General features: G+C 29.6%; 28 protein-coding genes and 3 pseudogenes. 8 read left to right on the plus strand and 23 right to left on the minus strand.

Features of this window, described 5'->3' with window-relative positions:
* Positions 1 to 79: 79 nt before the first annotated feature.
* From CLPA_RS14715 to CLPA_RS14740, 6 genes are all read right to left on the minus strand, one after another.
* A complete protein-coding gene (locus tag CLPA_RS14715) occupies positions 80 to 1,168 on the minus strand; it encodes an ABC transporter substrate-binding protein (RefSeq protein ID WP_003445350.1) in 1,089 nt (362 codons plus the stop codon).
* A 98-nt stretch (positions 1,169 to 1,266) separates the two neighbouring features.
* Positions 1,267 to 2,088, minus strand: a complete 822-nt coding sequence (locus tag CLPA_RS14720) for an ABC transporter permease (RefSeq protein WP_003445351.1) — start codon at positions 2,086 to 2,088, stop codon at positions 1,267 to 1,269.
* Positions 2,089 to 2,326: 238 nt separating this feature from the next.
* On the minus strand, positions 2,327 to 3,223 hold the full coding sequence (locus tag CLPA_RS14725) for an ABC transporter ATP-binding protein (RefSeq protein ID WP_003445353.1): 897 nt from the start codon (positions 3,221 to 3,223) through the stop codon (positions 2,327 to 2,329).
* Between the two features lie 415 nt (positions 3,224 to 3,638).
* A complete protein-coding gene (locus CLPA_RS14730; protein WP_003445354.1) occupies positions 3,639 to 4,319 on the minus strand; it encodes a pseudouridine synthase in 681 nt (226 codons plus the stop codon).
* Between the two features lie 71 nt (positions 4,320 to 4,390).
* Positions 4,391 to 4,855 (minus strand): GreA/GreB family elongation factor, encoded by a 465-nt coding sequence (locus CLPA_RS14735; protein WP_003445356.1) that lies wholly within the window; start codon positions 4,853 to 4,855, stop codon positions 4,391 to 4,393.
* A gap of 179 nt (positions 4,856 to 5,034) precedes the next feature.
* Entirely contained in the window at positions 5,035 to 6,078 is a 1,044-nt protein-coding gene (locus CLPA_RS14740) for a DNA polymerase IV (RefSeq protein ID WP_003445357.1), read from the minus strand.
* Positions 6,079 to 6,305: 227 nt separating this feature from the next.
* Here CLPA_RS14740 and CLPA_RS14745 point away from each other — a divergent pair, with 227 nt between their 5' ends.
* On the plus strand, positions 6,306 to 7,250 hold the full coding sequence (locus CLPA_RS14745; RefSeq protein ID WP_003445358.1) for a tetratricopeptide repeat protein: 945 nt from the start codon (positions 6,306 to 6,308) through the stop codon (positions 7,248 to 7,250).
* On the opposite strand, the gene CLPA_RS14750 is transcribed toward CLPA_RS14745, so the two are convergent.
* The 7 genes from CLPA_RS14750 to CLPA_RS14780 all read right to left on the minus strand — a co-directional run bounded on the left by CLPA_RS14750 (position 7,240) and on the right by CLPA_RS14780 (position 13,719).
* Positions 7,240 to 8,142, minus strand: coding sequence for a sensor histidine kinase (locus CLPA_RS14750; RefSeq protein WP_003445360.1), 903 nt, complete (start codon positions 8,140 to 8,142; stop codon positions 7,240 to 7,242). The two genes, CLPA_RS14745 and CLPA_RS14750, sit on opposite strands and share 11 nt — an antisense overlap.
* 173 nt (positions 8,143 to 8,315) lie before the next feature.
* Complete coding sequence (locus CLPA_RS14755; protein WP_003445364.1) at positions 8,316 to 9,071, minus strand: hypothetical protein; 756 nt, start codon at positions 9,069 to 9,071, stop codon at positions 8,316 to 8,318.
* Complete coding sequence (locus CLPA_RS14760) at positions 9,055 to 9,981, minus strand: ATP-binding cassette domain-containing protein (protein WP_003445366.1); 927 nt, start codon at positions 9,979 to 9,981, stop codon at positions 9,055 to 9,057. Before CLPA_RS14760 ends, CLPA_RS14755 begins: the two co-directional genes overlap by 17 nt.
* 86 nt (positions 9,982 to 10,067) lie before the next feature.
* Complete coding sequence (locus CLPA_RS14765) at positions 10,068 to 10,808, minus strand: response regulator transcription factor (protein WP_003445368.1); 741 nt, start codon at positions 10,806 to 10,808, stop codon at positions 10,068 to 10,070.
* 305 nt (positions 10,809 to 11,113) lie between these two features.
* Positions 11,114 to 12,343: a sensor histidine kinase gene (locus CLPA_RS14770; RefSeq protein WP_003445370.1), complete on the minus strand. Its 1,230-nt coding sequence runs from the start codon at positions 12,341 to 12,343 to the stop codon at positions 11,114 to 11,116.
* Between the two features lie 37 nt (positions 12,344 to 12,380).
* Entirely contained in the window at positions 12,381 to 13,052 is a 672-nt protein-coding gene (locus CLPA_RS14775) for a response regulator transcription factor (RefSeq protein ID WP_003445372.1), read from the minus strand.
* Positions 13,027 to 13,719, minus strand: a complete 693-nt coding sequence (locus CLPA_RS14780) for a GTP pyrophosphokinase (protein ID WP_003445376.1) — start codon at positions 13,717 to 13,719, stop codon at positions 13,027 to 13,029. Before CLPA_RS14780 ends, CLPA_RS14775 begins: the two co-directional genes overlap by 26 nt.
* A gap of 425 nt (positions 13,720 to 14,144) precedes the next feature.
* On the opposite strand from CLPA_RS14780, the gene CLPA_RS21230 reads away from it, so the two are divergent.
* Positions 14,145 to 14,312, plus strand: coding sequence for a hypothetical protein (locus CLPA_RS21230; protein ID WP_155760382.1), 168 nt, complete (start codon positions 14,145 to 14,147; stop codon positions 14,310 to 14,312).
* A 121-nt stretch (positions 14,313 to 14,433) separates the two neighbouring features.
* Here CLPA_RS21230 and CLPA_RS14785 read toward each other — a convergent pair whose 3' ends face one another.
* Both CLPA_RS14785 and CLPA_RS14790 read right to left on the minus strand, forming a co-directional pair.
* On the minus strand, positions 14,434 to 15,099 hold the full coding sequence (locus CLPA_RS14785) for an HD domain-containing protein (protein ID WP_003445378.1): 666 nt from the start codon (positions 15,097 to 15,099) through the stop codon (positions 14,434 to 14,436).
* A gap of 81 nt (positions 15,100 to 15,180) precedes the next feature.
* Positions 15,181 to 16,164 carry a tRNA dihydrouridine synthase gene (locus CLPA_RS14790; RefSeq protein WP_003445384.1) on the minus strand — a complete coding sequence of 328 codons (984 nt, stop codon included), beginning with the start codon at positions 16,162 to 16,164 and terminating at the stop codon, positions 15,181 to 15,183.
* A 197-nt stretch (positions 16,165 to 16,361) separates the two neighbouring features.
* On the opposite strand from CLPA_RS14790, the gene CLPA_RS21235 reads away from it, so the two are divergent.
* From CLPA_RS21235 to CLPA_RS14805, 5 genes are all read left to right on the plus strand, one after another.
* Positions 16,362 to 16,511: a hypothetical protein gene (locus CLPA_RS21235; protein ID WP_155760383.1), complete on the plus strand. Its 150-nt coding sequence runs from the start codon at positions 16,362 to 16,364 to the stop codon at positions 16,509 to 16,511.
* Positions 16,512 to 16,686: 175 nt separating this feature from the next.
* Positions 16,687 to 17,013, plus strand: a complete 327-nt coding sequence (locus tag CLPA_RS21760; RefSeq protein ID WP_003445390.1) for a hypothetical protein — start codon at positions 16,687 to 16,689, stop codon at positions 17,011 to 17,013.
* 20 nt (positions 17,014 to 17,033) lie between these two features.
* Complete coding sequence (locus tag CLPA_RS14795; protein ID WP_003445391.1) at positions 17,034 to 17,825, plus strand: B12-binding domain-containing radical SAM protein; 792 nt, start codon at positions 17,034 to 17,036, stop codon at positions 17,823 to 17,825.
* A 97-nt stretch (positions 17,826 to 17,922) separates the two neighbouring features.
* Positions 17,923 to 18,456 (plus strand): ECF transporter S component, encoded by a 534-nt coding sequence (locus CLPA_RS14800; RefSeq protein WP_003445393.1) that lies wholly within the window; start codon positions 17,923 to 17,925, stop codon positions 18,454 to 18,456.
* A 133-nt stretch (positions 18,457 to 18,589) separates the two neighbouring features.
* A complete protein-coding gene (locus CLPA_RS14805) occupies positions 18,590 to 19,207 on the plus strand; it encodes a HutD family protein (protein WP_003445395.1) in 618 nt (205 codons plus the stop codon).
* Positions 19,208 to 19,707: 500 nt separating this feature from the next.
* Here the strand turns inward: CLPA_RS14805 and CLPA_RS14810 are convergent, their stop codons facing one another.
* The 4 genes and pseudogenes from CLPA_RS14810 to CLPA_RS14825 form a co-directional block, all read right to left on the minus strand.
* Positions 19,708 to 21,447, minus strand: a complete 1,740-nt coding sequence (locus tag CLPA_RS14810) for a GMC family oxidoreductase (protein WP_003445397.1) — start codon at positions 21,445 to 21,447, stop codon at positions 19,708 to 19,710.
* A gap of 852 nt (positions 21,448 to 22,299) precedes the next feature.
* Positions 22,300 to 22,770 (minus strand): UPF0158 family protein, encoded by a 471-nt coding sequence (locus tag CLPA_RS14815; RefSeq protein ID WP_003445399.1) that lies wholly within the window; start codon positions 22,768 to 22,770, stop codon positions 22,300 to 22,302.
* A gap of 18 nt (positions 22,771 to 22,788) precedes the next feature.
* Entirely contained in the window at positions 22,789 to 23,010 is a 222-nt protein-coding gene (locus tag CLPA_RS14820) for a hypothetical protein (protein WP_003445401.1), read from the minus strand.
* 133 nt (positions 23,011 to 23,143) lie between these two features.
* A pseudogene (locus CLPA_RS14825) lies at positions 23,144 to 23,299 on the minus strand (PDDEXK nuclease domain-containing protein); the annotation flags it as partial.
* A gap of 281 nt (positions 23,300 to 23,580) precedes the next feature.
* On the opposite strand from CLPA_RS14825, the gene CLPA_RS14830 reads away from it, so the two are divergent.
* Positions 23,581 to 24,009, plus strand: a complete 429-nt coding sequence (locus CLPA_RS14830; protein WP_003445405.1) for a hypothetical protein — start codon at positions 23,581 to 23,583, stop codon at positions 24,007 to 24,009.
* Here the strand turns inward: CLPA_RS14830 and CLPA_RS14835 are convergent.
* The 4 genes and pseudogenes from CLPA_RS14835 to thiW all read right to left on the minus strand — a co-directional run bounded on the left by CLPA_RS14835 (position 23,972) and on the right by thiW (position 25,919).
* The gene (locus CLPA_RS14835) at positions 23,972 to 24,322 is read right to left on the minus strand and encodes a DUF2200 domain-containing protein (protein ID WP_003445407.1); all 351 of its coding nucleotides are present in this window, start codon (positions 24,320 to 24,322) and stop codon (positions 23,972 to 23,974) included. The two genes, CLPA_RS14830 and CLPA_RS14835, sit on opposite strands and share 38 nt — an antisense overlap.
* A gap of 308 nt (positions 24,323 to 24,630) precedes the next feature.
* Positions 24,631 to 24,762 (minus strand): annotated as a pseudogene (locus CLPA_RS22165) (ATPase); the annotation flags it as partial.
* 225 nt (positions 24,763 to 24,987) lie between these two features.
* Positions 24,988 to 25,405 (minus strand): annotated as a pseudogene (locus CLPA_RS14840) (hydroxyethylthiazole kinase); the annotation flags it as partial.
* A complete protein-coding gene (gene thiW, locus CLPA_RS14845) occupies positions 25,368 to 25,919 on the minus strand; it encodes an energy coupling factor transporter S component ThiW (protein ID WP_003445410.1) in 552 nt (183 codons plus the stop codon). The gene thiW and the pseudogene CLPA_RS14840, both read right to left, overlap by 38 nt.
* Between the last annotated feature and the right edge of the window lie 22 nt (positions 25,920 to 25,941).

Here is a 25,941-nt window from a genome sequence, read left to right on the forward strand (position 1 = left end):
AGTTAGTAAGGTTAAATATTTTTAACATACACCTATGATTTGTTATACTATACTTTCTTTTAAAATAAATTTCTAAATTTTATTTTATTTCCCCATTTTTATAAGGATTTAAATCATTAGTATATAAATCTGAAGCCTTTACTTTTCCAGGGGTTTCAAAGCCAGTAAATTTATTTCTTTCAGCTACTTTAATCCAAAAATCAACTTGTTCTGGAATAATCCATTTTTGATTTTCAGCATATAAACTTCCTGATGTATCTTTAACATCAACTTTAAGAACCTTTGCTGCAATCTGTAATGCCTCCTCATAGTGATTATCCACATACTGCTGTGCTTTAACATCTGCAGCTATATATGCCTTTACTACATCAGGATATTTTTTTATAAAATCTTCGCTGAATGCACGACATCCAACACCACTAAGTTGTCCATTTCCAGCACCCTTTGCAATTTCATAGCTTGTAGTTAAAATATTCACTCCTCCATTATTTTTAGCTTTCATATTATACGGAGCATGTACTATAGCCACATCTATATTTCCCTGCTTAAGAGCTTGTTCCTGCTGTTGATCATTCATAACAACTATTTGAGTTTTATTTAAATCTACTCCATTTTGACGTAAAAATTCTGCATTCCATAGTTCTGCACAGCTTCCTTTACTACTCATGGCAATTTTCTTTCCAACTAAATCTTTTGCTGATTTAATATTACTTCCTTCCTTTACGAACCAAGTCATATGCGTTTTATCAAATTCAGGACTGTCCACACTCCCTGTAAGTACAACTTTAATTTTTGCTCCTGCAGCACGTACCGCTGCAATAGTTGTTAAGTGTCCTGATCCAAATAAATCATTATCTCCTTTAATTACTGATTGGGCTAAACTTACATTGGCAGGCAAAACACCTGTATATTCTGGAATTATTCCAACTTCCTTAAAAAATCCTTTTTGATCTGCTATAATTCCTTCTGTAAATCCTGTTGGAGTTGGCATTTTTAGGTGAAATGGTTTTGTCAATTTACCATTTACAAACTTGCCTGTATAAGGTTTACTACTATCAAAAGTTTCTGATGTTGATGAGGTTGCATTGGAAGTTGATGATTTCCCGCAACCTGTAAATGTCAATAAAGTCATTGCCACACTCAATATTAATACTAACAATTTTTTCATATAAAAATTCTCCTTTGTTTAAATCTATTAAAAAATGACTGAAAAATATATTCAGTGTATAATTTGTAGTTGAGCCAAATATTAAATTAAGAATTTTATTATTTCCATCTACTTATTCTTTTTTCAAAAGCTACTATTATGTAGTTTATAATAAGACCCAATAAGGACATAGTCACAATAGAGGCATACATCTTTGGTATTTGATATTTCATTTGAGTATCATATAATAAATATCCTATTCCAGAACTTGCTCCCATCATCTCTGCTGCAATTAACACTAGTATTGAAGAAGTAGCACTAATTCTTATACCTGTAATGATTGATGGAAAAGCTGATGGTAATACCACTTTTGTGAATACTGTAAGCTGAGATGCAGCCATAGACTTTGCGGATTTAATTAAAATTGGATCTACATTTTTTACTCCACTAATAGTATTTAAAAGTATTGCAGACCATACACCCCAAAACACTATAGCTATTTTAGAAGTTTCACCTATTCCAAAAAACAATAAAAACACTGGTAATAAAGCTAGCGTTGAGGTTTGTCTAAATAGTTGCAGCAATGGATCTAAATAAAATTCAAATTTTTTAAAAGATCCTATAATTAAACCTAATGGAATTGCCAATATTGCACCCAGTACAAAACCAGATATTGAACGCCTTAAGCTGATTCCCAAATTATCCATAAGTTCTCCTGAAGCTAACATTGAAAAAAAAGTATGCATTACTACAGAAAATGGCGGCAAAAAATTAGCATCTATTATTTTTACACGGGGAGCTGTCTCCCATATTATTAAGAATACTGCTATACCCAGCAGTTGTCTTAAACTGAATATAAAACCAACAACTTTTTTTAATACTGATTCACTCTTTAATTGTTCATCATTGTGATCTATTGAATTATCCAATATCTCACTCATATTATAACCTCCTTTTATGTCCTAAAATTTTAGCTTCAATTGTCACAATTATACTTAATATTTGTTTCTACAAAATAAAATAAGCCAAAGATTTTGAATAAAACTAATTTCTATTCAAAGCCTCTGGCTTTCCAGTCAACTGAATTAAATGGTATACCTATTTTTTAAATTCATTATAGAAAACTTTTTACCATATGTCAACAAATTATTAATATATTGTTAATCCATTAATAATTTGTTAATTTACTGCCTGTTTAGTAATACCATATGTGTTTTTTTGATAGATTTCTTCATCATCAGTTTGTTTTACAGTATGTGATGTATCCTTAAGTAACTCCCATACCCTATGTCTTAAAACAGCAAATTTTTCTGAAGATTTTATATCTCCACTTTCTCTTGGCCTTGGTATATCTACATCAATTATTTCTTTAACAGTACCTGGATTTTTTGACATAACAACTATTCTGTCAGATAAAAAAACAGCTTCTTCAATACTATGGGTAATAAATATTATAGTCTTATGAGTTTTTTCCCATATGTGCAGTAACTCTATATGTAACTCTTCCTTTGTTTGCTCATCTATTGCTGCAAATGGTTCGTCCATTAAAAGAACTTCTGGGTCATAAGCTAAAGCCCTGGCAATAGCTACCCTTTGCTTCATGCCACCAGATAATTCATTAGGATATCTATTTTCAAAACCCTTTAATCCAACTAGTTCTAAATATTTTCTACTAATTCTTTTCCTTTCACGTCTATTAATTTTTTTAATTTCCAATCCAAATTCTACATTTTGCTCTATAGTCCTCCAAGGAAAAAGTGCATATCCCTGCATTACTGTTCCTCTATCAAGTGCAGGTCCATGTATTTCTTTATTATCAATAAATATATTACCTGTATTTCCTTTTATAAGTCCTGCTATAATATCCAAGAAAGTTGATTTTCCACATCCACTAGGCCCAACTATGGATAAAAATTCCCCATCCTTTACCTTGAGATCTACTCCTTCTATGGCTAAAAATTTTTTATTTTTTCCTCCACTTTCTTTTTTTGCATTATATACATATCCTACATTTTTAGCTACTATTTTATAATCTAATTTACCATTATTTTCTTTGCCTATACCTTTTACAGACATAAATAAAGCCCCCTCTTATATTAAAAATATATTTTATTTTTAAACAAAACCAGAGGCTTTAAATAATGTTATTATTTAAAGCCTCTGGTTTCTCCAGTCAACTATTGAAAACTATTTTCTTTATAGATTTATCTTTCCTATATAATAAGCAATAACTTTAACAATGTCAACAGTAAGCCAGGCATTCATTATATAAAAATTCCATTAATTTGTTAATCTGCGTAATTTTTATAAATATTATAATATTAATTATTCTTTTGAAATAATTACATAAACATTTGAAGAAGAATCTCTGTTCTCCTCCTATTTTTTCTGGAATTCCATCTTCACTTTCATCTAGACAGCAAAGATAATTTCTATCATAGTCAAAAATAACGTCCTCAACTTTGATTCAATTTCAATTACTTTAAATTCTTTATAAATCCATTAATTCAGCTAATTCCTCTTCCGTAAGCTTACGCCACTTACCCATATCTATACCATCAATTTTTATATTTACAATTCTAATACGTTTCAGTTCCACAACTGAATACCCAAAAGCTTTGGTCATTCTCCTAATCTGTTTATTAAGTCCTTGAGTGAGAATAATACGGAAAGTATCTTCTTTGACTCTAATTACCTTACAGGTTTTTGTTTTAACCCCGCAAATCTCCACTCCTTTAGACATTGCTTTAATAAAATAATCATCAAAGGGCTTATTAACAGTTACTATGTATTCTTTTTCATGTTCATTTTCCGATTCTAAAATATTATTGGCAAGTTCTCCATCATTTGTTAATAATATTAATCCTTGAGATTCCTTGTCTAATCTGCCAACAGGAAAAATATATTCCGGATAATTTATAAAATCAATTATATTGCCTTTCACTTCTTTTGCTGCAGTGCAGGTAATTCCAACTGGTTTATTTAATGCAATATAAATTTTATCTTTTATAGGAATTGGTTTATTATCAATAAGTATAACATCCTTAATTTCTACCCATTGACCCTTTTCACAGAGCATACCATTTACAGTTATCCTATTTTCCTCAATAAGTCTATTGGCTTCCCTTCTTGAACAAAAGCCTGAATTGCTAAGAAGTTTGTTAATTCTCATTAAAATATTATCCTTTCATTAGCGGCTGTGATATCAATCCCTATAGAAGATAACTGGAAGTTAGATCCTTGCTATAATACTTCTAGTATTTCTATTTTATATTTTTCACTTGGAGCATTAACTTCAACTACCTCTCCAGCTTTTTTGCCTTTTAATGCTTTTCCTAAATCTGATTCTATACTTATAAACATATTTTCTGGATCTGAATCCATAGTAGTTACTAATGTTATAATATCTTCATCTCCATCCTCTACAAATTTAATTCTGGCTTTTCTGTTAATTCCCAATATTGATTTATCTAAATTTTTATCATCTATTACTGTTGCTGTTGAAATCATAGTTAATAAATATTGAATTCTATTATCATTTTCTCTATAGTTTGCACAAGCTTCTTTATATTCTGCATTTTCTGATCTATCGCCATGTGCTGCAGCTATTAATTTTTCCTTTGCTATTTTAGCTCTCCTTACGGTCATTCTATATTCTAGTTCCTCTTTTAATTTATTAATATTTTCTTCCGTTAGCGTATTATTCATAAAAAACTAAACCTCCATGATTAAAATCTTTTTCCAAAATTTTATATTATTTAATTTATTATAGCACAACAGTTAAATATAACAATTTAAATAAATATTATATCAATTTAAATATTCTCTGTAATTACCACTAGAATAGTATACTAATATTATTAATATATAAATTTTAAGACAACAGACTAAAATAAGGACAATTGCTCAATTTTCTTTTCTTTAAAGGATGAAATTGATATTCCAATTAATCTTATTTTTTCTTCTAGTTTTAACTTTTCTAAAATGCTACAGGCTTCCCTGTATATATCTTCTTCACTATTTATGTAATACGTTAAAGTTTTGCTTTTAGTATGATTAATAAAAGATGCAGTCCTTATTTTTATGGTAATATTTTTCCCACTTAGATTCTTATTTTTCATAATATTTGCAATAGAACTAGCAAAACTTTTAATATATGGTTTTATATCTTCCTCATCATCAGTATCGTTAATCAAGGTAGTTTCTTTTCCGATAGATTTTCTTTCTCTAAGAATTTTAACTTCCCTATTATCAATTCCTCGTATTCTATCGTATATTTCAGGTCCAAATTTTCCAAATAAATCCACCAAAAAATTTACTGAAAGCTTATATAATTCTTCTACAGTGAAGATACCAATATTATTAAGCTTTTTTACAGATTTTTTTCCTAAACCATGAACTTTATCTATGGATAGAGGAAATAGGATCTTTGGGACATCACTTTTTTTTATTATTTTAAGACCATTAGGTTTGTTCCAATCCGAAGCTAATTTGGCTAAAAACTTATTATAGGATAATCCTATAGAAATGTTGAGTCCAGTTTCTTTTTTTATCCTATTTTTTATAAAGCTTGCTATGTATAGAGAATCTCTATTTACATGAGTTAGATCTAAATAGGCTTCATCTATACTTAATGGTTCTATAAGAGTGGTTATTTCATTAAAAATATCAAATATTTTATTAGATATTTCCTTGTATCTTTCATATCTAACAGGAAGAAAAATTCCATTAGGACATTTAGCTTTAGCCATGTAAATAGGCATTGCACTTCTTACTCCAAAGGCTCTTGCTTCATAGGAACAAGTAGCAACCACACCTCTCTCAGACATACCTCCAACTATTACAGGCTTCCCTCTAAGACTTCTATTATCTATTACTTCAACAGATGCAAAAAAAGCATCCATATCCACATGCATTATAACTTTATCCACTGAAATTTCCTCCATTAGAACTTTATATAGCCAATTCTATAAACAGAATATCAAACATATGTTCCTCTGTCAAATTGTTTTGTAATTTAGACTTTATAATAATTTCTGGATTATCTACTCAATGGAAGTTATAATTAATGTATTGACTTTCTGTCTCTAAATTATAATTGACAATTATAATACAATTAAGAAAACTAGACAATAATTTCTATAGAAAGAGTGTATTTATGAAGGATGATATACAAATCAACAAATATTTAGAAAAGGCAGAGGAGGCTTTTGAAGAAAATAAATTAATTAAATCATTAGATTTATATAATAAAGTTTATGAACTTTCAAGTGGTAAAAATTTGGATGCAATAATTAATTTAGCTTTAATATATGACTCTTTGGGAAAATCAGATAAAGCTAAAGATTATTATAAAGAAGCTTTAAGTATAGATGACTATGAAGAAAGGGCTTACTATGGTTTAGCTACAATATATGATGAAGAAGGAAAATATGAAGAAGCTATAATATTGTACAATAAAGCTATTTACATAAATCCAAATTATCATAAAGCTTATTTTTTCTTAGCAAATGCTTATGATGTATCTGGTAAAAAAGATCTTGCAATAGAAACTTATAAAAAACTGTTAAGTTTGAATCCTATGGATTTTTGGGCAAACCTAAATCTAGGATGTATTTATGAGGAACAAAATCAAAATGATCTTGCATATAAAATATTTTCAAAAGCTTTAAAAATAAATCCAAATAATCATCTAGCTTTGTTCAATATGGGAGTAATTTATTATAAGTTTAATATGATAAAAAAATCCATTAATTTTTATGAGAGATCAATTGAAAAAGATGGAAGTTATGAATACAGTTATTTGAATTTAGCAGTAATTTATAAATATAAGGATACCAAAAAAGGCATAAAAATTTTATCCAATGGTATTAATAATTGTAGTGAAGTATATTTTTTATATTATAACAGAAGTTGTTTTTATGCTCTAATTAATGAAGAAAATAAGGCCTGTGAAGATATAATTATAGCTTTAAAATTATATCCACAGTTTTTAAAATATGTTTTAGAAGACGAAGAATTGGGAAAGGTAAGAAACTTACATTTATTTAAGGAATTTGTGGATAAAAGCAGGTTAGGAGAAAACCGTCCTTTTAACGCTTAAATGACAGCATAAATGTTAAAGTATTGTTCTGATAATCTGCATTTATGGTGCTTAGTTGTAATTCCATCAGCTCTTTTGCAATGGCCAAACCCAAACCCGAAGAGTGCTTAGAACGATTAACATCAGCTTTATATGTACGGTTAAAAAGTTGTACTACATCTTTCTCTGTTAAAGATTCAGAATCATTACTAATGCTGATAGTAACATATTCATCTGTTACCCCTAATTCAACTTTGCAGTATGATTTAGCATAGCGTATTATATTTTGGAATAAATTCAGCAATACTCGATTTGTAATTTTTTCATCAAGCAGCACTAATGGAACTTTTTCATCAAGGTCCAACTGTAACGAGATGCCTTCATCTTCAAAATCTTTATAAAACAGTAATAAACTATCACACAATAACTGATATAACGAGTGTGGGTTTAACTCAACTGGATACTCTTCTGCATCAATTAAAGACAAATCATATAATGAATCTACCAGATTGTTTAAGCTTTCCAATTTATATCGGACAATCTCTAAATATTTTTCTTTATCTTCCGTGGATAATTTCAAATGTAAAACTATGTCAGTATATCCCATAATGGAAGTTAGCGGTGTCCTCAAGTCATGAGAAAAGTTAGCTAAGGCTTCTTTGTACTGCTGCTTTTCTTTAGTATTTTGCAATTGTAATGCCTTATAAGAATCAACTAAATGATTAATTCCAGCAGCTAACTTTTCCGTTGTTTTATCAGGAGTAACCACAGTAATTTGTTGATTGCTTTCAGAAATTAATTTATTTAATTTGTTAATTTCTGTAGTTAACGCATCAATATTTATTTTAGTAAAATAATATTTTATCAAACAGAGGATAGTTACAACTGCTAGTATACAAACAATATAAATCATAACTTTCCTCCTTTCTTTAGGCTAAGGCATATTCAAATAAATAACTAGTCAGTATACTAGCCTATTTTGAATCCTACTGCGTCAGCAGAACCCTCAGATAGCTCACTATCCTCGGAACCTGCTTCCTTGTTGGATTCAAAATATTCGTCGCATCTTTGACTTATTATTTATTTTCACATGCCTAAATCCTTTTTTTTGAAAGTTGCTTGCCCAATAATCAAGCTGATAAAAATAATTATTAATCCGAGCACCCAGCACTTAATGTCAAAATGAGCATTATTGGACATATAATCAACTAAATTATTATTAAATAGCATACCCGGTGTCCATTTAGATATGCTTTTTAAGGTACTAACTCTGCCAGCTAAAGTATTAATTAAACTACCTAAAATGTGATAAATAAACAATAAAATAAGCAAGTTTAAAACTTCTGAAACACCATTAATACTCAGAACATAGGCTAAAATAAAACCAGAAGCAACAATGGGTAATACATTACTAAAAGAAATTAAAAATTCACTAAAAGTTGAATTATTGATCAAATCAAAAATCACATTACCACTTAAAGCAATAGCTAATAAAGCAATAGCAGCCATAACACCTATCCCCAAGAATAAAGTCACCAATTTTGACCAGAATATAGCTTGGCGAGAATAGCCGAAGGAAACCGTTGCACACATTTTTGACTGACTTTTTCTTGTCAATATTAAAATTACCAATAAGCAGAGAATAATAATTAAAGTAGTCATACCGAGTACATTACTATAATAGAACATCCTTGTTCCATACCGAAAAGTTGGTTCTTTAAATCTAAAATACTGTAATACTCCCGCAGCAGCTATTACAAGAAAAGTAATCACTGCAATTAATCCGTAGTACAGCTTTGAATGTATTAAACGGTATACTTCACTTCTAATGAGATTCAACATTATTATTGCCTCCTACCAAACCTAAGAAATATTCTTCTAAGTTCTTACTTTTAACTGTCATTTCTAAAATATCTACATTACCTTCATTTAAAAGCCGATTAATTTTTTGCCGGTCCGCAATATAATTGTAAATCTCCAATTGTTGACTGGCTAAAACTTTATAGTTGATATCTACAAAATTATTTTCTAGTATAAAGCAAGCTTTCTTAGCATCATTTACACGAAGGAGTATAAACTGTTGACTCATTCCCAATAATTTTTTGCGAGATAAATCTTGAATAACTTTACCTTTATTTAGAAAAACAAAACGTGTGGCGATGGATTGCAGCTCAGATAAAATGTGACTTGAAATTAAAATTGTAATTTGATGTTCTTGATTCAACTTAAGAAATAGTTGGCGCATTTCAACCATTCCTTCAACATCCAAACCATTGATTGGCTCATCCAAAAGCAAAAAATCTGGAGAGGATAATAAAGCCAAAGCTAGTGATAACCTTTGTTTCATCCCCAATGAATATTCGGAAAATTTCTTTCGCTGATGTTCTGCAAGTCCTATCCTATTTAATACCTTTCCGATTATTGCTTTTTCAGGAATTCCCCGTTGCAAACGATAGTACTCTAAATTCTGTGCGGCATTAAAGTTGTCAAAAAATACATTAGTTTCAATCATGACACCCATTCGTTCACGAGCATTATGTTTCCCATAGGGCTCACCAAACAAAGTAATCTCACCTTTTGTAGGAAATGTTTCTTCAGCAATCATCTTGAATAAGGTTGATTTACCGGCACCGTTTTTCCCAATAATGGCACATATTTCTCCTTGATATAGTTCAAGATTAGTACTTTCTAAGGCAACTTGATGCTTATACCTTTTCTCTAAATTAGTTATTTTTAAAACTGGCGTTTTCATATTCAGTCCTCCTTTACACTTATTAGTTTACAAGCTATTTTTTAAGGACCTATAAGTAAATCATAAAGAAATCATAAAGATGATATCTAAACTAATGAAAAGCCGATTCCCCAAATAGTTTTGATATATTCTTCATCGGTAATAGCAGCAATTTTTTTACGAATATTGGAGACATGGACACTTATACTATTGTCATTTCCTTGGTAAACATCATTCCATAGCAGTTCATATAGTTTAGCTTTGGAAAATACTTGTTTGGGGCGTTTCAACATAATCCTCAAAATATCAAATTCAACATTGGTGAGATTTAATTCCGATTTTTGAACCACTACCCTATGCTGACTTTCATCTAAAGTTAATTTTTTCCAAGTTAAATATTCCTCTCTTTGTTGTAAATAATTTTTACGTAGTTGAACTTCAATTCGTGCAGCAACTTCTTCATGAGCAAAAGGTTTAACCATATAATCATCTGCACCTAAACTTAGCAAATTAACTTTATCTTCAATCATACTTTTTGCAGAAATAACAATAACCGGAATAAATGATTGTTTTCTAATCTCCTGCAGCAATTCTTCTCCGGTTAATCCCGGTAACATGATATCTAATAAAATTAGATTAAAAGATTGCTGTTGAAGTCTTAGTTGAGCTTCTGTACCAGAAAAACAGCAAGTGGCTTTGTATCCTTGTTCTTTGACAATTAATTCCAAGATTTTATTGATATCATTATCGTCTTCTACAATCATTATTTCTACTTGTTTCAAATCCCTCACCTCTTTAAATACAGTTTTTCCTGATCCTATATCTAAAAGTACGTTATCAATACACATTTATTACTGAAAGTTCAATTCTTCTACTTTTCTCTGAATGAGCTTCTATAGCTTAAAATAGAAGTCATTTATTAGATTTAATTAGTATAATTTTATCATATATTTTAATTTTTTAAATTAAATTTTAATAAAACAAAAGTAAGCTAGATCAACCTACTATAATTAAGTTTTTATTTAAAATAGTTTCAAAATAAATTTTCACCTGAATTAAGAACTTGCTTCAATAAAATGATTAGAAATACTCCTTAACTATTATAAATAAATATAATAAAAGCATCTGTTTTAGTATTAAAAAATTATATCTTTTATATTAGAACAGTAAAACAAATGGATTTTTCATCCTCACTTTTTACTAAAATCTTTCCATGATGCATTTCTACAATTGACTTGGCAATTGAAAGTCCAATTCCATATCCTCCAGTTTCTCTAGATCTTGAAGAATCCACTCGATAAAATCTATCAAATAGTTTGTCTAAATTTCTTTTATCAATTTTATCTGTAGTATTGTATACTTCTATTTTTACTCCTTTTTTTACAGCAGATAAACAAATTTTTATGGTTCCCTCCTCATTAGAATATTTCATGGCATTATCAACAAGAGTAGACACAAGCTGACGTATACTGCCTTCATCTCCATGAAGTTTTAATTCATGCTGAATATCCATTATAAGTTTTTTGTTATTCTTTTCTGCAATGATTTCAAATGGAAATGCTGTTTCAATAACTGCATTACTTAAATCAAAATCAGAAAATTGCAGTTTTACATTATCTTCATTCATTTTAGAAAGCATCAAAAGATTTTTTACAAGCTTATCAAGACGATTGGTCTGATTTCGAATACTTGTAATCCATTCATTTTTACCAGAAGTCATCTCAAGTACCTCTGCATTAGCTAAGATAATTGCAAGTGGCGTCTTAATCTCATGCCCTGCATCTGTAATAAACTGCTTTTGCTTCTTTATACTTTCAATAATTGGTTTAATTGCTTTTTTGGAAAAAATATATAAAAGTATAAATACAATGAAAAATGTAACTAATGCAACGCTACAGGAAATCACTAAGAATGAAACAACCTGCTGAATCTGAATTCTGCAATCTACAAATATAAACATGTAACCATAGGGTTCATCTAATACAGCATATTTATAGGTACCTTCATATCCACTTTTTTTGCTACTACTCAATACTTTATTGGCATATCCTATTGCATTATGCGAATTAACAGCAGCAATATGGGTTGTATCAGTTTCTATAACACTGCCATCTTTGTTAACCTTTATTATAAAATATCGTGTTTCAAACTGGGTTTCAGGATTCATTGCAAAGCCAAATCTGTACTCACTGCGTGACTCTATTCTATTTTCATACTTTGGAAACTTACCTTGATTTTGTGAAAGAATATTAATAGCACCATTTACTTTGTGATCCATCTGATAAAGATTAACCATATTAATCGAACCAAGGAGAATAAATATAACTAAAGCCAGTGATCCCATTGTAATCATAATAAATCTTCTCTGTAATTTTTTAATCATTTGCTTTTTCACTCCTTGTTCCATTGATATTTAAATGTTATTTTGCCTCTAATGTATATCCAAGACCTCTTATTGCCTTAATTTTCACATTAGCATCTAAAGATTCCAGCTTTTTACGCAAATAAGATATGTATACCCATACCACATTCATTTCTGCTTCTGAATCATATCCCCAAATTCGTTCCATAAACTGTTCCGCAGAAATCATACGTTTTGGATTATTCATTAACATCTCAAGCATCTGAAATTCCTTATTACCAAGTCTTAGTGATGATTTTTCATTTGATAGTTCATAGTTTTCTTTGTTAAGGTTGATATTGCCCATTTCAATTAAATTTGGTGTAAACTCAGACTTTCGTCTTGTAACAGCACGAATTCTGGCCAGCAGTTCCCCCATAGCAAAAGGCTTACTTAAGTAATCATCTGCCCCCTTATCTAATCCAACAATTCGATCTTCAATTTCAGCTTTTGCAGTAAGCATTAAAACCGGTACACAAACTCCTTTTTCTCTTAATTTTTCTAACACCTCAAGTCCGCTCATCTTAGGCATCATAATATCTAAAATAAGTAAATCATAATTCTCACAAAATGCATAATTAAGTGCATCTTCCCCATCGTACACAGCATCCACTGAATAGTTATTATGTTTTAAAATGACAACCAAGGCATTTGACAATTCTTTTTCATCTTCTGCAAGTAAAATTCTCATCTGTATTTTCTTCACCTCTATATTCTATTTGTGTTATCATATCGTGAATGGTCTGAAAGTTCAAATCTGTTGAAGCAATTTCATCTGAACATCGTTTTAATTCACCAATAATCATCTTATCATTAGGAATATTTTTCTTATATTTTAACTGGTGTTCTAAACTTGCCCAGCAATCCATTGCAATGGTACGTATTTGAAGTTCACAGTATACTTTTTCAATTCGATTTTCTAAATGTATCGGAACTTGTAAAATCATATGATAACTGCGATATCCATTAGGTTTGGGACTTTTAATATAATCCTTTTCTTTAACAACTTTAATATCCTTCTGGTTTCTCAGCATATTTGCAATCCAATAAATATCATCTAAAAATGTACAAACAACACGAATTCCCGCTGCATCATGAATTTGGCCTAGAGCACTCTCCACAGTAACATGAAGATTTTTTCTTTTTAATTTTTCTTTTATACTTTTAGCTGATTTAATTCTTGCTTTATAATGTTCTATAGGATCTTCATATTGATTAATTGCTTTATATTTTCGAATAATATTTAGTCTTGAAATCACTTCAATAATTGCTCCTTCTAACAGCACATAAGCTTCCTTATAGAATTCCTGTTCTGGTGAAGGTGTTTCACATTTAATGTCATATTTAAACTGTTGCATAAGATATTCCTCCTCATCTGAATCATCACTCTTATCCCTTACTGTAAATATTATATACTTACAACCTTAAATAAGCCTTAAAATAATATAATTAAACTAAATAAATATTTTCACATATATAATTATATTATTTTAAGACCTTATTACAAATTTTTCTTAACTTTTCCCATGATGATATAATATTATCAATTTAAAGTGGAGGAGCTGTTATTATGTTTAACAGCTATTATCCAAAAATTTAAGAAAGTAATTATATACGTTTTCTTAAACGGTTTCAACTGTTTATACACTATATTTACAAATTAGCTACAATATATTAATTATTTATTCATATATTGTAACGATTTCGGTGATTTTCTCCTTTGAATTTTTATTAAAAATAGAATATTATAATAATATAAAAATTAATTAGGAGGAAATAATTTATGAAAAAGTTATTTAAGCAGATATTTAATCTAGAAACTTTAAAGAGAACTCTGATATACAGTGCCTTCACTGAATCATACTCTTCATCTTGTTATTCAGTTTTGAATGGTATTATTAAAGATATGGATGCAGAAAAAGATGGTGAAAAAATACAAAAGATTGCATAACTCTTATTTACATCACAATAATACTACTTGGAGAATAACAAATATGGATAGCAAACCAATGAACAAAGACAAGACTTTATGGTTTTTATTTATAAAAATTATGAAGTCTTGTCTTTATTATTTATAACATTTTTGTTCCATTAATTATTAGATTAAATTTACTATTTAAAAAATCCGCTGCTTTTCTACAAAGCAGCATACGGCTAAGGAATATCTCAAAATAATCTATTAAAGGACATATAGAAGTATCTATTGTTAACACTAAATCAATGTCTCTATTTCCCCCATCTATCTTTACAGTTCCTTCTTCTACAGCATAATTTACTCTATCATGTATGTCAAAGGTTGCAAAATCCGTATTTCTTACTCTTGATCTTCTCACATCAGTTTTATCACCTAATATTAATGCTGCTGAAACTGGATTTACAGGACATCCTTCTTCTTCATCATGATTTCCAATAGAAGATACTATAATAGCTATTTCTTCTGGTTCCACACCAAGTCTAGATAAAATATTAAAGGAAATACACGCTCCAGTTTGTGCATGTTCTTGTCTACTTACCATATTACCAATGTCATGAATATATGATGCAATTTTAGCAAGTTCTATTTCTCTTTTACTATAACCTAAGTTTTTTAATATATCACCTGCTGTTTCTGCCACCTTTGTTACATGACCAAAATCATGCTTAGTGAATCCTTTTATACCTAGATGTTTATCACCTGCTTCTATATAAGTTTTAAATTCCTTATTGTTTTTTATGTCCTCAAATGTTATTAATGACACAAACTCACTCCCTTGCCTTATCTAGTAATAAAATAAAAGATTTTATACCCTCATACTAACGTTTCCTTTTTATAAATACAACTATTTACCATTGAATATTACAGTTTTATTTTTGCCTAAATAATTAGTTTTTATAATTTCCTGCTCCCTAAATAAACTTAAGACAGCTTCATTATAATCCCTCAAATTTTGTGACTTCTTTATTTTTTTAGCATATTTTTTATTATCCGCAAATAAGCAAATCGTATATCCCCATAGTTCTTTCATTCTTAATATTGCATTTCTATCTTCATTAAATAATTCTATATATTTATTTAAAATTTCATCATGAAAATCTTTTAATACTATTTTATCTACAAAAGTATTATTTTTAATTTCATTAATTAACCCTGGATTGGCTATTATCCCTCTTCCCAGCATTACTGTATTTACTTCTGGAAAAGCTTTTATCAATTTATTATGATCCTCAACAGTGAAAATATCCCCATTATAACATACTGGATTAATGCTTAAGGATAATGCATCTTTAAATATCTGTAAATTAGGATTATTTCCATAAAAATCTTTTTGTATTCTTGGATGTATAATTAATTCTTCTAAAGGATATTTATTATAAATTTTTATTAGATCATAAAATTCTTCTGGACTATCTTTTCCTATTCTAGTTTTTATAGAAATTTTCATATCATCTATTTTAAATATTTTATCTAAAAATATATCAAGTTCTTCTCTTTTGGCTAGGAACCCTGAGCCTCTATTTTTTGAAACAACAGTTCCAGAAGGACATCCTAAATTTAAATTAACCTCATTATAGCCTAATTGTTGTAATTTTCTAGAAGTATTAATAAAACCTTCTGAATCATTAGTAAGTATTTGAGGAACTATATTCATCCCTTTATTATTTTCAGGTAAAACATCTCTTAATTCTTTAGTTTTAAGACTTGTACTTTTATTTGAAACAATAAAAGGTGTAAAGTATTTATCAATATTATTAAAATTTTTTTCATAAGTATTTCTATATATGTATCCTGTAATCCCTTCCATTGGTGCTAAATAGTATTTCATTCAATAACTCCTTTATAAACATTCTAAAAATATTATGTATACAATTAATTATCCAAGTTCATCTATTATTATACATCACTTAAAAATAAATAAAACTTTTTCATTCTTGTTAAAATGGAAGTAATAATAAATATAAGAAATAAATGCTATAATTAAAATATAACTATTAAAAACTACTTTTGTTAAAAGGGATGGATATGATGAAAGCATTAAAGATAATTTTAGCTTGTTTATTTGGCATACTTGCCATTTTTATTTCCTTTATAGTTACTGGAGATAGCTCTAAGCCCTCTTTTACAGTGGTATTAAACTCTAATTGCATAATAGGTGACAATGGATTAATCTAAACGGTACTATTACAATATCGCCAGTAACTTTAAAAAAATCAACTGAAGAAATATACTTTAGACAATAACCTTACTTCAAATTTCTTCTAAGTGATTGTAATATACTCAAGATTAAATTGTTTTATAAATTTATAATGTTATTTTACTACAATTATAGAAAGGGAGCGAAAAAGTTTTGATAGTAAATAAAATACGCTTTATAGAGCCAGGAAATCTACCCTATCGTAAATCTATAAAAAATTTATATACTTATGATAAATACATCAGGAACCCCTCCATAGGTTTGTTAACTCTAGCAACAATTGTAAAAGAGGTTGTAGATGATACCTTTATGTACAGTGAATCAATCTCCACTGTTAAATGGGATGATGTACTGGATGCAGATATAGTTTTTATCGGTATTTGCTTTATCGCTACAATAAAATGGCATGGCACAATACTTTATGGCCTCAGGTCCATGCTTCCAGAGGGTGTCCCCATAACTGCGATTACTGTGCAGTAGTACGTCATTTTGGAAGAAATGTGCGAACCAGAACACCAAATAATGTAATAGAGGATATTAAACAATCAATCGCATTTCATGAACATAGTATTATTCCACGTATGAGCCGAGTTCTTTGGCTGTCCGATGATAACTTTTTTGCAGATAGGGATTGGGCTGTATCGGTGCTTAATGCCATTATAGAATCTGACATTAAATATTATTTTACAATACAGGCAAGATATGAAGTTGGTTTTGATGATGAAATGTTGGACTTATTAAAAAAAGCTGGATTCATTGAGGTTGCCATGGGAATTGAGTTTTTGGAAGATAAATCCTTTGAAGAATATCACAAAAAGAGCAGTTATACGGAAATAGTACGTTCTGTTCAAAACATTCAGAAACATGGGTTGAATGTTCGAGGCCTTTTTATTGTAGGTGCTGACAACCATACAAAAGGTGTAGGTGATAGACTTGCCAATTTTGTACTGGAACATAATATCCATGGCATACTAATTCAATCAATGTATTTTGTTCCCGGAACACCAGTATACGAAGCCAATAAGAATCGACTACTTCATAAAAACTGGGCCAAATACAATGGGAACGTGGTGCATTATCCGCAAAACATTACCCCCTATGATTTACAGGAAGAAATTATTCATGCCATTGATAGAATATATTCTGCAAAAAGATTGTTCCATGCACTGCTTCATGAGAAATGGATCCATAAGGTGCTGTTTATTGGAGAATATTTTTGGCAAAAAAGTGTACGTGCTAACTTGAAACAGGAACTGCCTTACCTAAAAAATCTCGAAATAGGTGTAAAATAAGGCCTTAATAAATCTTTTGTTTTATAATTATATTATTGTATACTTAGTAGTAACAAGCCATTTTAAATTATAACTTAAATTTTTTGGAGATGATAGCATGAATAATAATTCTAGAAACCTTGTAAGAGGTGGTTTATTTTTAGCAATAGCAATAGTATTTCAACTTATTGGCAGAACTTATCCTGAAGTAAGTCAAGTTTTCGTAGGCCCTGCTGTAAATGCAGTTTTATTACTGGCAGCCTCAATATGCGGTTTATGGATTGGACTCGGAATAGGTATACTTACTCCAATTCTGGCATTTATATTAGGACAACTGCCAGCTCCTTTCGGTCCTTTTATTCCATTTATAATAATAGGAAACTCCATATTTATTATATTGTATTATAATTTTAGCAAGATAAACAAATTCGGACAAGTTTTAGGGGTAATAATAGGCGCGGTAGCTAAATTTTTGTTCTTATATTTATGTGCTACAAAAATTATACTAGCTTTAAAGATCATAACAAATCCTAAAATAATTACTAAGCTTTCTACTGCCATGGGATTTTTACAACTAATAACTGCCTTAGTTGGAGGCATAGCTGCAATTATACTTTTATCACTTTTAAAAAGTAGAAAACAACTTTACTGATGTTAGTAGTATATCTAGTAACTTTAACCATAAATCAATTAATATTTTGAACTCACTTTAACTTAATTGATTATATATATATCTTTCAATATAATAAACATAAAAGATATATAAAAAGAGGTGCAATTAATATATGAAATATAATGTAGAATTACTAAGGCAAGAAAATTATAAGCCAACATTTTGGTCTGGAGGCATGGCTACGGAACTGACAACATATCCCATAAATTCTGATTATGCCAGTAAAAACTTTTTATGGAGGTTGGGAGTTGCTAAAATTGATATACCAGAATCTACTTTTAGTAGTCTACCAAAAATTTCACGTAAATTTATGGTTATAGAAGGAAAAATAACTCTCGACCATGAAAATAAGTACAAGAAACCACTTAACTCCTTTGAGCAAGACAACTTTATGGGCGATTGGAAAACTAAAACTTATGGTAAAGCTTCTGTTTTTAATTTAATGACAAGAGAAAATTATAATGGTGAATTACTTCATCTTAATATTAGTCCTAGCAGACATCTTAAATTCCAATATAAAACTCCATTAAATAAAGATTTAGCAGCAATTTGTTTTTACACTGTAAATGGTGGATTTAATTCTACTATTAATGATAAAGTTTTTGAAACTGTTAAAAATGATTTGATTTTAATTAACTGTGTAAATTCAAGCTATACTCATGAATTTATGCTTTCTAACAATACTTCAGAAATTACTAATATAATAGTAAGCATAATTTATCGTAATTAACTCATCTAACTCTAAATTACTTTTGCATAAAATCCCATCTTATGTTAAAAATAACGAGGAGATGACTGAAAGTCAGATCCTTGCTACTTTCTTTACCACTCATCGGAATGGAAATAAAACTATCTATTATCTATTATTCTAAATCTATATTTTTTCAAATTAATCTGAAAATTTCTATCTAACTGTCCTATCTTTTTATTTCCATTTTGTACTATATATTCTTCAGGAGTCATAAAAACCGAATAAAAATCTTTATTCCTAAGTATTCGCTCTCCTTCAATTCCTACTATGCACTCATTACTGCCACGAATTAAGAAATATCCAAGGCAATTAGCCTTGGATTAATAGCAAACAGAAACCTCCAGTTTCTGTTATAACCTCAGATGTACAATCTTTCGAAAATCTTTTACTATTTTTTTACCAAGTCACTGTTACCTTTGCGAAGATGCTAGGAAATGCCATGGGTTTTTGCGAACATAGTGAGCTTGTTAATCGTAAAATTACTTATCATCCAGTGGACCACAAATTGGAATATTTTCTCGGATAAATCGTACTGCGTTTAATCCTATCATCTGAGATGCTGTGGAAGTATTACCATCTGGTAAAATAGGCGCCACAGAAAGATCAGCTACTTTAAGCTTTTTAGTTCCAAATACATTCAGAAATCCGTCAACAACTCCTTCACTAATATTTCTTCCCATTTTACAATGCCCGCCAAAATGAGAAAAATTATTGTAGGAGGCTCTAGCATAAGCAGCAAGCTGTTGTCGCTTTTCTTCTTCATCTGCTAATTGGAATATATTTTCAGGAGGATAGACAACGTTATAAATGCCATCAGGGTCTAGTTCTCGGGCTTTCATCATAATATTATAAGTCTCAATATATTGGTCCACTATAAAATTTAAGTCATCAGTATTATCTAAAGCATTGAACCTAATGGAAGGATAAGCTTCAGGATCACTGTGTGCAGCTATAATTGTTCCTTTACTTTTTGAGTTCAGGTCCAAAATTGCAATACTCATTATATTGCTCTGTTTTGCAGGATCAAATTGCCAACCATTAATGAATACATCTTGAATTGGAACAAAAAATGGAACTGGAAGACCTACTAATTGAAGCCGACGGCCAGGTCCTTCATCCTTTTTAAAAGCACCTAGAGTTAATGGTATGTCAGGGTCTGCAGACAATACCTGCAGTAGTCGATTTGTTTCTACTTCTACCCCCATTCCAACATAATAATGAGTTTTAAAATTGTAACCAACATTAGGGCTCTCAACCAATGTTGATATCCCTGCTTCGGCAAGATCCGAGGATCTTCCTATTCCTGAACGCTGTAAAATCACCGATGAGAAAAGACCTGCAGAAACAATAACTCCTTTTTGTGCAAAAGCCCTTTGGGACTCACCATCTCTGACAAACTCCACGCCAACAGCAATATTATTCCCATTTTTTTGTTTAAATAAAATCTTATTTACTGTTGTTTTTGCAAAAATAGTCAACTTTCTCAGTCCAATTCCAAACTCATCCGGTTGGAATTGATCTCCTTGTGTTACAATATTTTCATTTAAATAGCCGCTTGCAGTAGATGAACGAACATACTTCCCATCAACTTCTTGCTGGATATATTGTGCTTTGAAACTCGTACAATTCCTTATGCCTGTATTATAATCTTCAACAATTGGGATACTCAAAACTTCTGACGTTGCTTCAGTCAAAGTGGCGATAAGTCCATTATTAGGAATCTTTTGCTGTCTAACATAGATGGGACCTTTTGTTCCACGTTCTCTGGAATTTTGTGTATTTCCCGTGTAGGTTTCATTCTGTATAAATAAGGAACGTACATTCTCATAACTCCATTGCCTTCCAACAAGCCTTGCCCACTCATCATAAAGGTTACGACTTCCTCTTACTGAAGTCATATAATTATGCTGTGAGCTGCCTCCAATTACTCTTCCACCAGATAATTTAAGCTGACGACCAACCTCTTGTTCTATATTAGACAGAGCATTAAAAGAAAGTTTATTATCATTAGCTAAAATGTCTGCTATTTCAATAGAAGGACTACTGTTTGTCATATTTGTTCCTGCTTCAAGAACAAGAACAGAAATCCTTTTATCATCGGTTAATTTTTTGGCGATTATTCCTCCAGCTGTTCCAGCTCCAATAACTATATAATCAAAAATATCATTTTCAGGATACTGATTTTTCACAAATACCACTACCTTTTTTTTACAATTCATTGTATTCGTGCCACAACTAAAAAGTGACTAACTAGTGGTAAATATGTAATTCTCACAAAAGATAAAAATGAAATTTCTGAAGAACCATCAGTTTCATCACATATTGTAATATGTTTGCTTTAGGAAACTGTAATTGGGTTTCTTTTAATTATGTTGCTAAAGATTATTTTGGTAATAAATAACTATACTCTGATTTACTTTTTGTTGAATAGTTATTTTTCACTTTGCCTTTTTATAAATGAAATTCCTTTATGGATTCAGAAACAATCAAAAATAATGTTTCATGCAATACTTCATTAATTAATGCGTTAACGATAAACTATCAGTTCCTGTTATATTTTTTTAGAATTCCAATAAAATAATTATTTAAATCATACCATGATTTATCCTTATCATCTATAAATTCATCAATATGCTTCTTTAAAAAAGTAATATTATATTCAATATAATCATTCAATTTATATATATTTTTACTTGTTTTTATTTTATCAGAATTTTCTGTGATAATCTATATATTAGCATACATCATTGTATAAAATTGTTTTCTGTAAAATAGGAGTAAAGCAAAACGCTACTTAAAAATTACTTTATTAAGCAGAAACTGTCGGTTCCTGCTATAGGTTTAGTAGAATTAGAGAATTGCTTCTCCAAGCCCCTTACAAAACCGTACTTAAGGATAAATAAAACTTTTTCATTCTCGTCAAATTAGCAAAATAAATTTAATGCTCTTAAATAATATTCATGACCCTCAGGGATTTTTGCGAACGTAGTGAGCTTACTAATAAATATATAGTTATAAAACTTGAAATATGATTTCATTCCTCTTAATATAAATGAGTAGGTTAGCCCCATTTATCTATTAATTTCTAATCCATTATCACTACACCAATCTAATGCAATTTTCTTGAATTTATCATCCTTAAATTTGTACCATTTCTTTTCTACATTAAATCTTATGGCTGCATCCTTAAATCTCCTAAAAGCTCCCTTTCCACTTAATGCATTTAATAGCTTATTGGATGTTTTATCATTATCTAAGGAATAACAAAATTGAACCATAATATTATACTCATTAATATCAAACTTGGATGGCAAAGAAATATAATTATCCCAATTTTCTTCCACGTCAATGGCAGCTTCAACATCATCTCGCTGCCATTCTAGTAGCTCCTCTAAATCATCTTCATCATAATCCTCAGCCATTCTTCTTGCCTCATCATCTATATAAATAATTTTACCTGTAACCTTATTATAATAATAGTTTCCCTCATCATTAGCTAATTCTATTGCTTGTAATACATCTTCTATTTTAACTTTTTTCATTTTTACATTCTCCTTAATTTAGAATGGTAGCTCATCATCAGAGACATCATAATTATCCGACTCTTCCACTGTATATTTTTCTCTATCTTCTTTAAACAAACCATAAGGTAATGCGTTTTCAGTAAAGCCAGCTATAAACTCCATTCCATATAGCTCTTTTAAATATTCTTCGTATTGTTCCTCTGACCATATTTCATCGGTATTATTTTTATGCTTTTTAGTTTTTTTCTTATTACTCATACTTATATGTACTATCTCCTGTTAAATTTCAACTTAATTTTATATCAAAAAAATTTTTTTTAAAGTGATTATTAATAACAAATTTTCACTCTTCCAATTCTTCCTCTAACTCTTCAATTGTAGGCAAGCTTCCTTTTAATTCTACAACCACATAGCATCTTAATTTTACATGATAAAATAATAAATCTAGATAATAATCCTCTCCTGCAACATTTAAATGATATTGATTCCCTATAAATGCAAAACCTGAACCTAACTCTAACAAAAACTTAGTAATTCTCTTTACTAACTGATTATGATACTGTGGTGTCAGTCCCCTAGGACTTCACAGTGGCTGCTTGTTAACAATTGCAGGGATGTCTGCAGGAAATCTACAGGTAAATACTGGGCTCCCGCGTACAATGTCTTGGAAAAAGATTGTTCCAAATAATAGAACGTAAAAATTACTGATATCTTATATGGTACTTTTTTTATTCTATAAATAAAATTTAGAAAAATTAGTTAATTAAGAGTATAATTATTATAAAACTTAGATTGCAAAATCATCTAAAACTATTTGGGGGAATATGAATGAAAATTTATAGATTATCTTCAGAACAGCTTAATAAATCCATGTCTAGAATATTTCTACGAACAATATCCTTATGTATACTAGCTTTAGTTATTGGGATATATATAAGTTCGAGAAGCGGTGCAGTAAGTATATTAACTTTTTTTAGTGTAATTATTTTTATATCTATAGTATTAACAATATCAATACAAAAAGGATTAAGAAAACAAAAAGAATCTTTGCTCACATATGAATTAATAATTTCAGATAATTATATAGCAAAAAAACAATTGAATTTTCCAATTATAGAAATTGAATACAATAGTATTTTTTCTATTGAAGAAATATCTAATAAAGGCTTGATTATAAAAGCCAAAGATGAAAGTAAGGTAATAGGAATACCTTATTATTTTATTTTCTTAATATTTTCTCCATTGTTTTACCTTTAGCTAACTCATCAATTAATTTATCTAAATACCTAATTTGTCGCATTAATTCATCTTCTATTTCTTCCACCCGATATCCACAAATAACGCCTTTGATGAGTGAAACATTCGGATTAATATGAGGTGCTTGCTTAAAGAATGTTTCTAAATTCACTTCATTATTTATTTGTTGTTGTAATGAATCTCTATCATAACCGGTAAGCCAAAAAATGATTTCATTTACTTCATTTTTTGTTCTTCCTTTTTTCTCTACTTTTTGTATATAAAGTCCATAGATATTTGAAAAAGACATTGTATAAATGCGTGTTCTCTCCATTTTGAAATTCTCCTTTTATAAAACGATTATACATTATACTCATACTTATACAAACAAATTGAAATGTTTCAGTAATATTTACCATTCTATGTCCTTGGAGGTCTAGGCTAATTTCTTAACTAATTCTTCTGCCTCTGCTATTTCCTACTTTCATCATTATTTAGAGCCTCTTTTATATTATTCTCAACAGTTTCTAAAGAATCATAACAGGATTGATTTATTGAAGCTAAAGTACCTTTACTAATATGCTGATTAAAAAGGTCTTCAAAAAATTCTTCCTGCCTGTCATAGGGAATAAATTGATATTGTTTTATGTTTTTAATAATACTTTTACCCGAAAGCGTAGTTTCTTGATTAAAGGATATACTATTTTTAATATAAAAATTTATAAGTTTTATAGCCTCTCATGCACATTTAATTTGAAGATTACTATCTTTCCATAACATCACCTCCAATAAAATTAACACCTTTATTATATAGTATAATCTAAAAAATGATTTATATAAACATACTTTTCTTTATTTTACCAAAACACAAGCCTTATGTTAAAAATAACGAGATATGACTGAAAATCAGATCCTTGCTAGCTGAATTTAAAGCATTAGCAAGCAGAAACTTCCAGTTTATCCTATAATGTCAGTCCCTATAGTGAGGGCTTGCCCGAACTTGCCAACATCAATTCCCTTTGCACTACTATTAGTACCCCAGATTACTTTTATCTCAGACATATTACCCTTAATGACATTGGGATGGCACTGTGAAATAAATTTCTTTGCATAATCTAAACGAAGACTGCTGCAGCCTACACCTACAAGGTCAATCACTTGGGGAATTTTTCTTTTAAAAGCTGTTTCACCTGAAATAAGCATAGATTCCATTCTAATATCCGTTATATTTCCAAGGTTAGCTGCAAAGGCTTTAAATCTCTGAAACCTCTAAAGGATGTTCAGCCATAATAGGTTTTGCACCAAGGGCAAGTATAATATTTGCACAATCATTTATTGAAATTGGATTTGTAATATAATGAATAAGCGGTTTTTTAAATTTAATATTCTTCTTTATTTCCAATAGGCTGTTTATCATATGCTTCTTCCCCCAAACTTCTCTGAATTTTTGCAAGCATACCTGACAGGCTTAATGCTTGTAAAAAAGCAAATGCAATTATTCCTCCAATAATTGTAGCCATAAAAAACAACGGAACATAGAACAGCCATGTAAGCCCTGCTCTCCCCCAAATAAATGTCATAACAGGATATGACATTAAAGCTCCTATAATACCAGTTCCTATAACCTCACCTAAAACAGCAAAAATCAAATTTCCTTTGGATGCTCTGTATAAAACTCCAGACAAGAAAGCACCAAAAACTGCACCAGTTAAAGCTAAAGGAGGAATTGCCATAACAGCCATTCTTAATATTCCAATCATTACAGCACAAAGCAATGCATACCAAGGTCCAAGAATAACAGCACATACAATGTTAATAACGCTGGACATAGGACACATTCCTTCAATTCGAAGGATTGGTGAAATTACAACCCCCATGGCCACCATCATTGCCATCATAATTCTTTTTAATAGCTTTGAGTTTCTTTCCATAATAAAAAACACCTTCCTAATA

Source organism: Clostridium pasteurianum DSM 525 = ATCC 6013 (assembly GCF_000807255.1).
GTDB lineage: Bacteria > Bacillota > Clostridia > Clostridiales > Clostridiaceae > Clostridium_I > Clostridium_I pasteurianum.

What these genes read in the sequence shown, in the direction of transcription:
- CLPA_RS14715 (WP_003445350.1), bottom strand. Translation starts at nt 1,168, where the DNA reads ATGAAAAAATTGTTAGTATTAATATTGAGTGTGGCAATGACTTTATTG.
- CLPA_RS14720 (WP_003445351.1), bottom strand. Translation starts at nt 2,088, where the DNA reads ATGAGTGAGATATTGGATAATTCAATAGATCACAATGATGAACAATTA.
- CLPA_RS14725 (WP_003445353.1), bottom strand. Translation starts at nt 3,223, where the DNA reads ATGTCTGTAAAAGGTATAGGCAAAGAAAATAATGGTAAATTAGATTAT.
- CLPA_RS14730 (WP_003445354.1), bottom strand. Translation starts at nt 4,319, where the DNA reads ATGAGAATTAACAAACTTCTTAGCAATTCAGGCTTTTGTTCAAGAAGG.
- CLPA_RS14735 (WP_003445356.1), bottom strand. Translation starts at nt 4,855, where the DNA reads ATGAATAATACGCTAACGGAAGAAAATATTAATAAATTAAAAGAGGAA.
- CLPA_RS14745 (WP_003445358.1), top strand. Translation starts at nt 6,306, where the DNA reads ATGAAGGATGATATACAAATCAACAAATATTTAGAAAAGGCAGAGGAG.
- CLPA_RS14750 (WP_003445360.1), bottom strand. Translation starts at nt 8,142, where the DNA reads ATGATTTATATTGTTTGTATACTAGCAGTTGTAACTATCCTCTGTTTG.
- CLPA_RS14755 (WP_003445364.1), bottom strand. Translation starts at nt 9,071, where the DNA reads ATGTTGAATCTCATTAGAAGTGAAGTATACCGTTTAATACATTCAAAG.
- CLPA_RS14760 (WP_003445366.1), bottom strand. Translation starts at nt 9,981, where the DNA reads ATGAAAACGCCAGTTTTAAAAATAACTAATTTAGAGAAAAGGTATAAG.
- CLPA_RS14765 (WP_003445368.1), bottom strand. Translation starts at nt 10,808, where the DNA reads ATGTGTATTGATAACGTACTTTTAGATATAGGATCAGGAAAAACTGTA.
- CLPA_RS14770 (WP_003445370.1), bottom strand. Translation starts at nt 12,343, where the DNA reads ATGATTAAAAAATTACAGAGAAGATTTATTATGATTACAATGGGATCA.
- CLPA_RS14775 (WP_003445372.1), bottom strand. Translation starts at nt 13,052, where the DNA reads ATGAGAATTTTACTTGCAGAAGATGAAAAAGAATTGTCAAATGCCTTG.
- CLPA_RS14780 (WP_003445376.1), bottom strand. Translation starts at nt 13,719, where the DNA reads ATGCAACAGTTTAAATATGACATTAAATGTGAAACACCTTCACCAGAA.
- CLPA_RS21230 (WP_155760382.1), top strand. Translation starts at nt 14,145, where the DNA reads ATGAAAAAGTTATTTAAGCAGATATTTAATCTAGAAACTTTAAAGAGA.
- CLPA_RS14790 (WP_003445384.1), bottom strand. Translation starts at nt 16,164, where the DNA reads ATGAAATACTATTTAGCACCAATGGAAGGGATTACAGGATACATATAT.
- CLPA_RS21235 (WP_155760383.1), top strand. Translation starts at nt 16,362, where the DNA reads ATGATGAAAGCATTAAAGATAATTTTAGCTTGTTTATTTGGCATACTT.
- CLPA_RS14800 (WP_003445393.1), top strand. Translation starts at nt 17,923, where the DNA reads ATGAATAATAATTCTAGAAACCTTGTAAGAGGTGGTTTATTTTTAGCA.
- CLPA_RS14805 (WP_003445395.1), top strand. Translation starts at nt 18,590, where the DNA reads ATGAAATATAATGTAGAATTACTAAGGCAAGAAAATTATAAGCCAACA.
- CLPA_RS14810 (WP_003445397.1), bottom strand. Translation starts at nt 21,447, where the DNA reads ATGAATTGTAAAAAAAAGGTAGTGGTATTTGTGAAAAATCAGTATCCT.
- CLPA_RS14815 (WP_003445399.1), bottom strand. Translation starts at nt 22,770, where the DNA reads ATGAAAAAAGTTAAAATAGAAGATGTATTACAAGCAATAGAATTAGCT.
- CLPA_RS14820 (WP_003445401.1), bottom strand. Translation starts at nt 23,010, where the DNA reads ATGAGTAATAAGAAAAAAACTAAAAAGCATAAAAATAATACCGATGAA.
- CLPA_RS14830 (WP_003445405.1), top strand. Translation starts at nt 23,581, where the DNA reads ATGAAAATTTATAGATTATCTTCAGAACAGCTTAATAAATCCATGTCT.
- CLPA_RS14835 (WP_003445407.1), bottom strand. Translation starts at nt 24,322, where the DNA reads ATGGAGAGAACACGCATTTATACAATGTCTTTTTCAAATATCTATGGA.
- thiW (WP_003445410.1), bottom strand. Translation starts at nt 25,919, where the DNA reads ATGGAAAGAAACTCAAAGCTATTAAAAAGAATTATGATGGCAATGATG.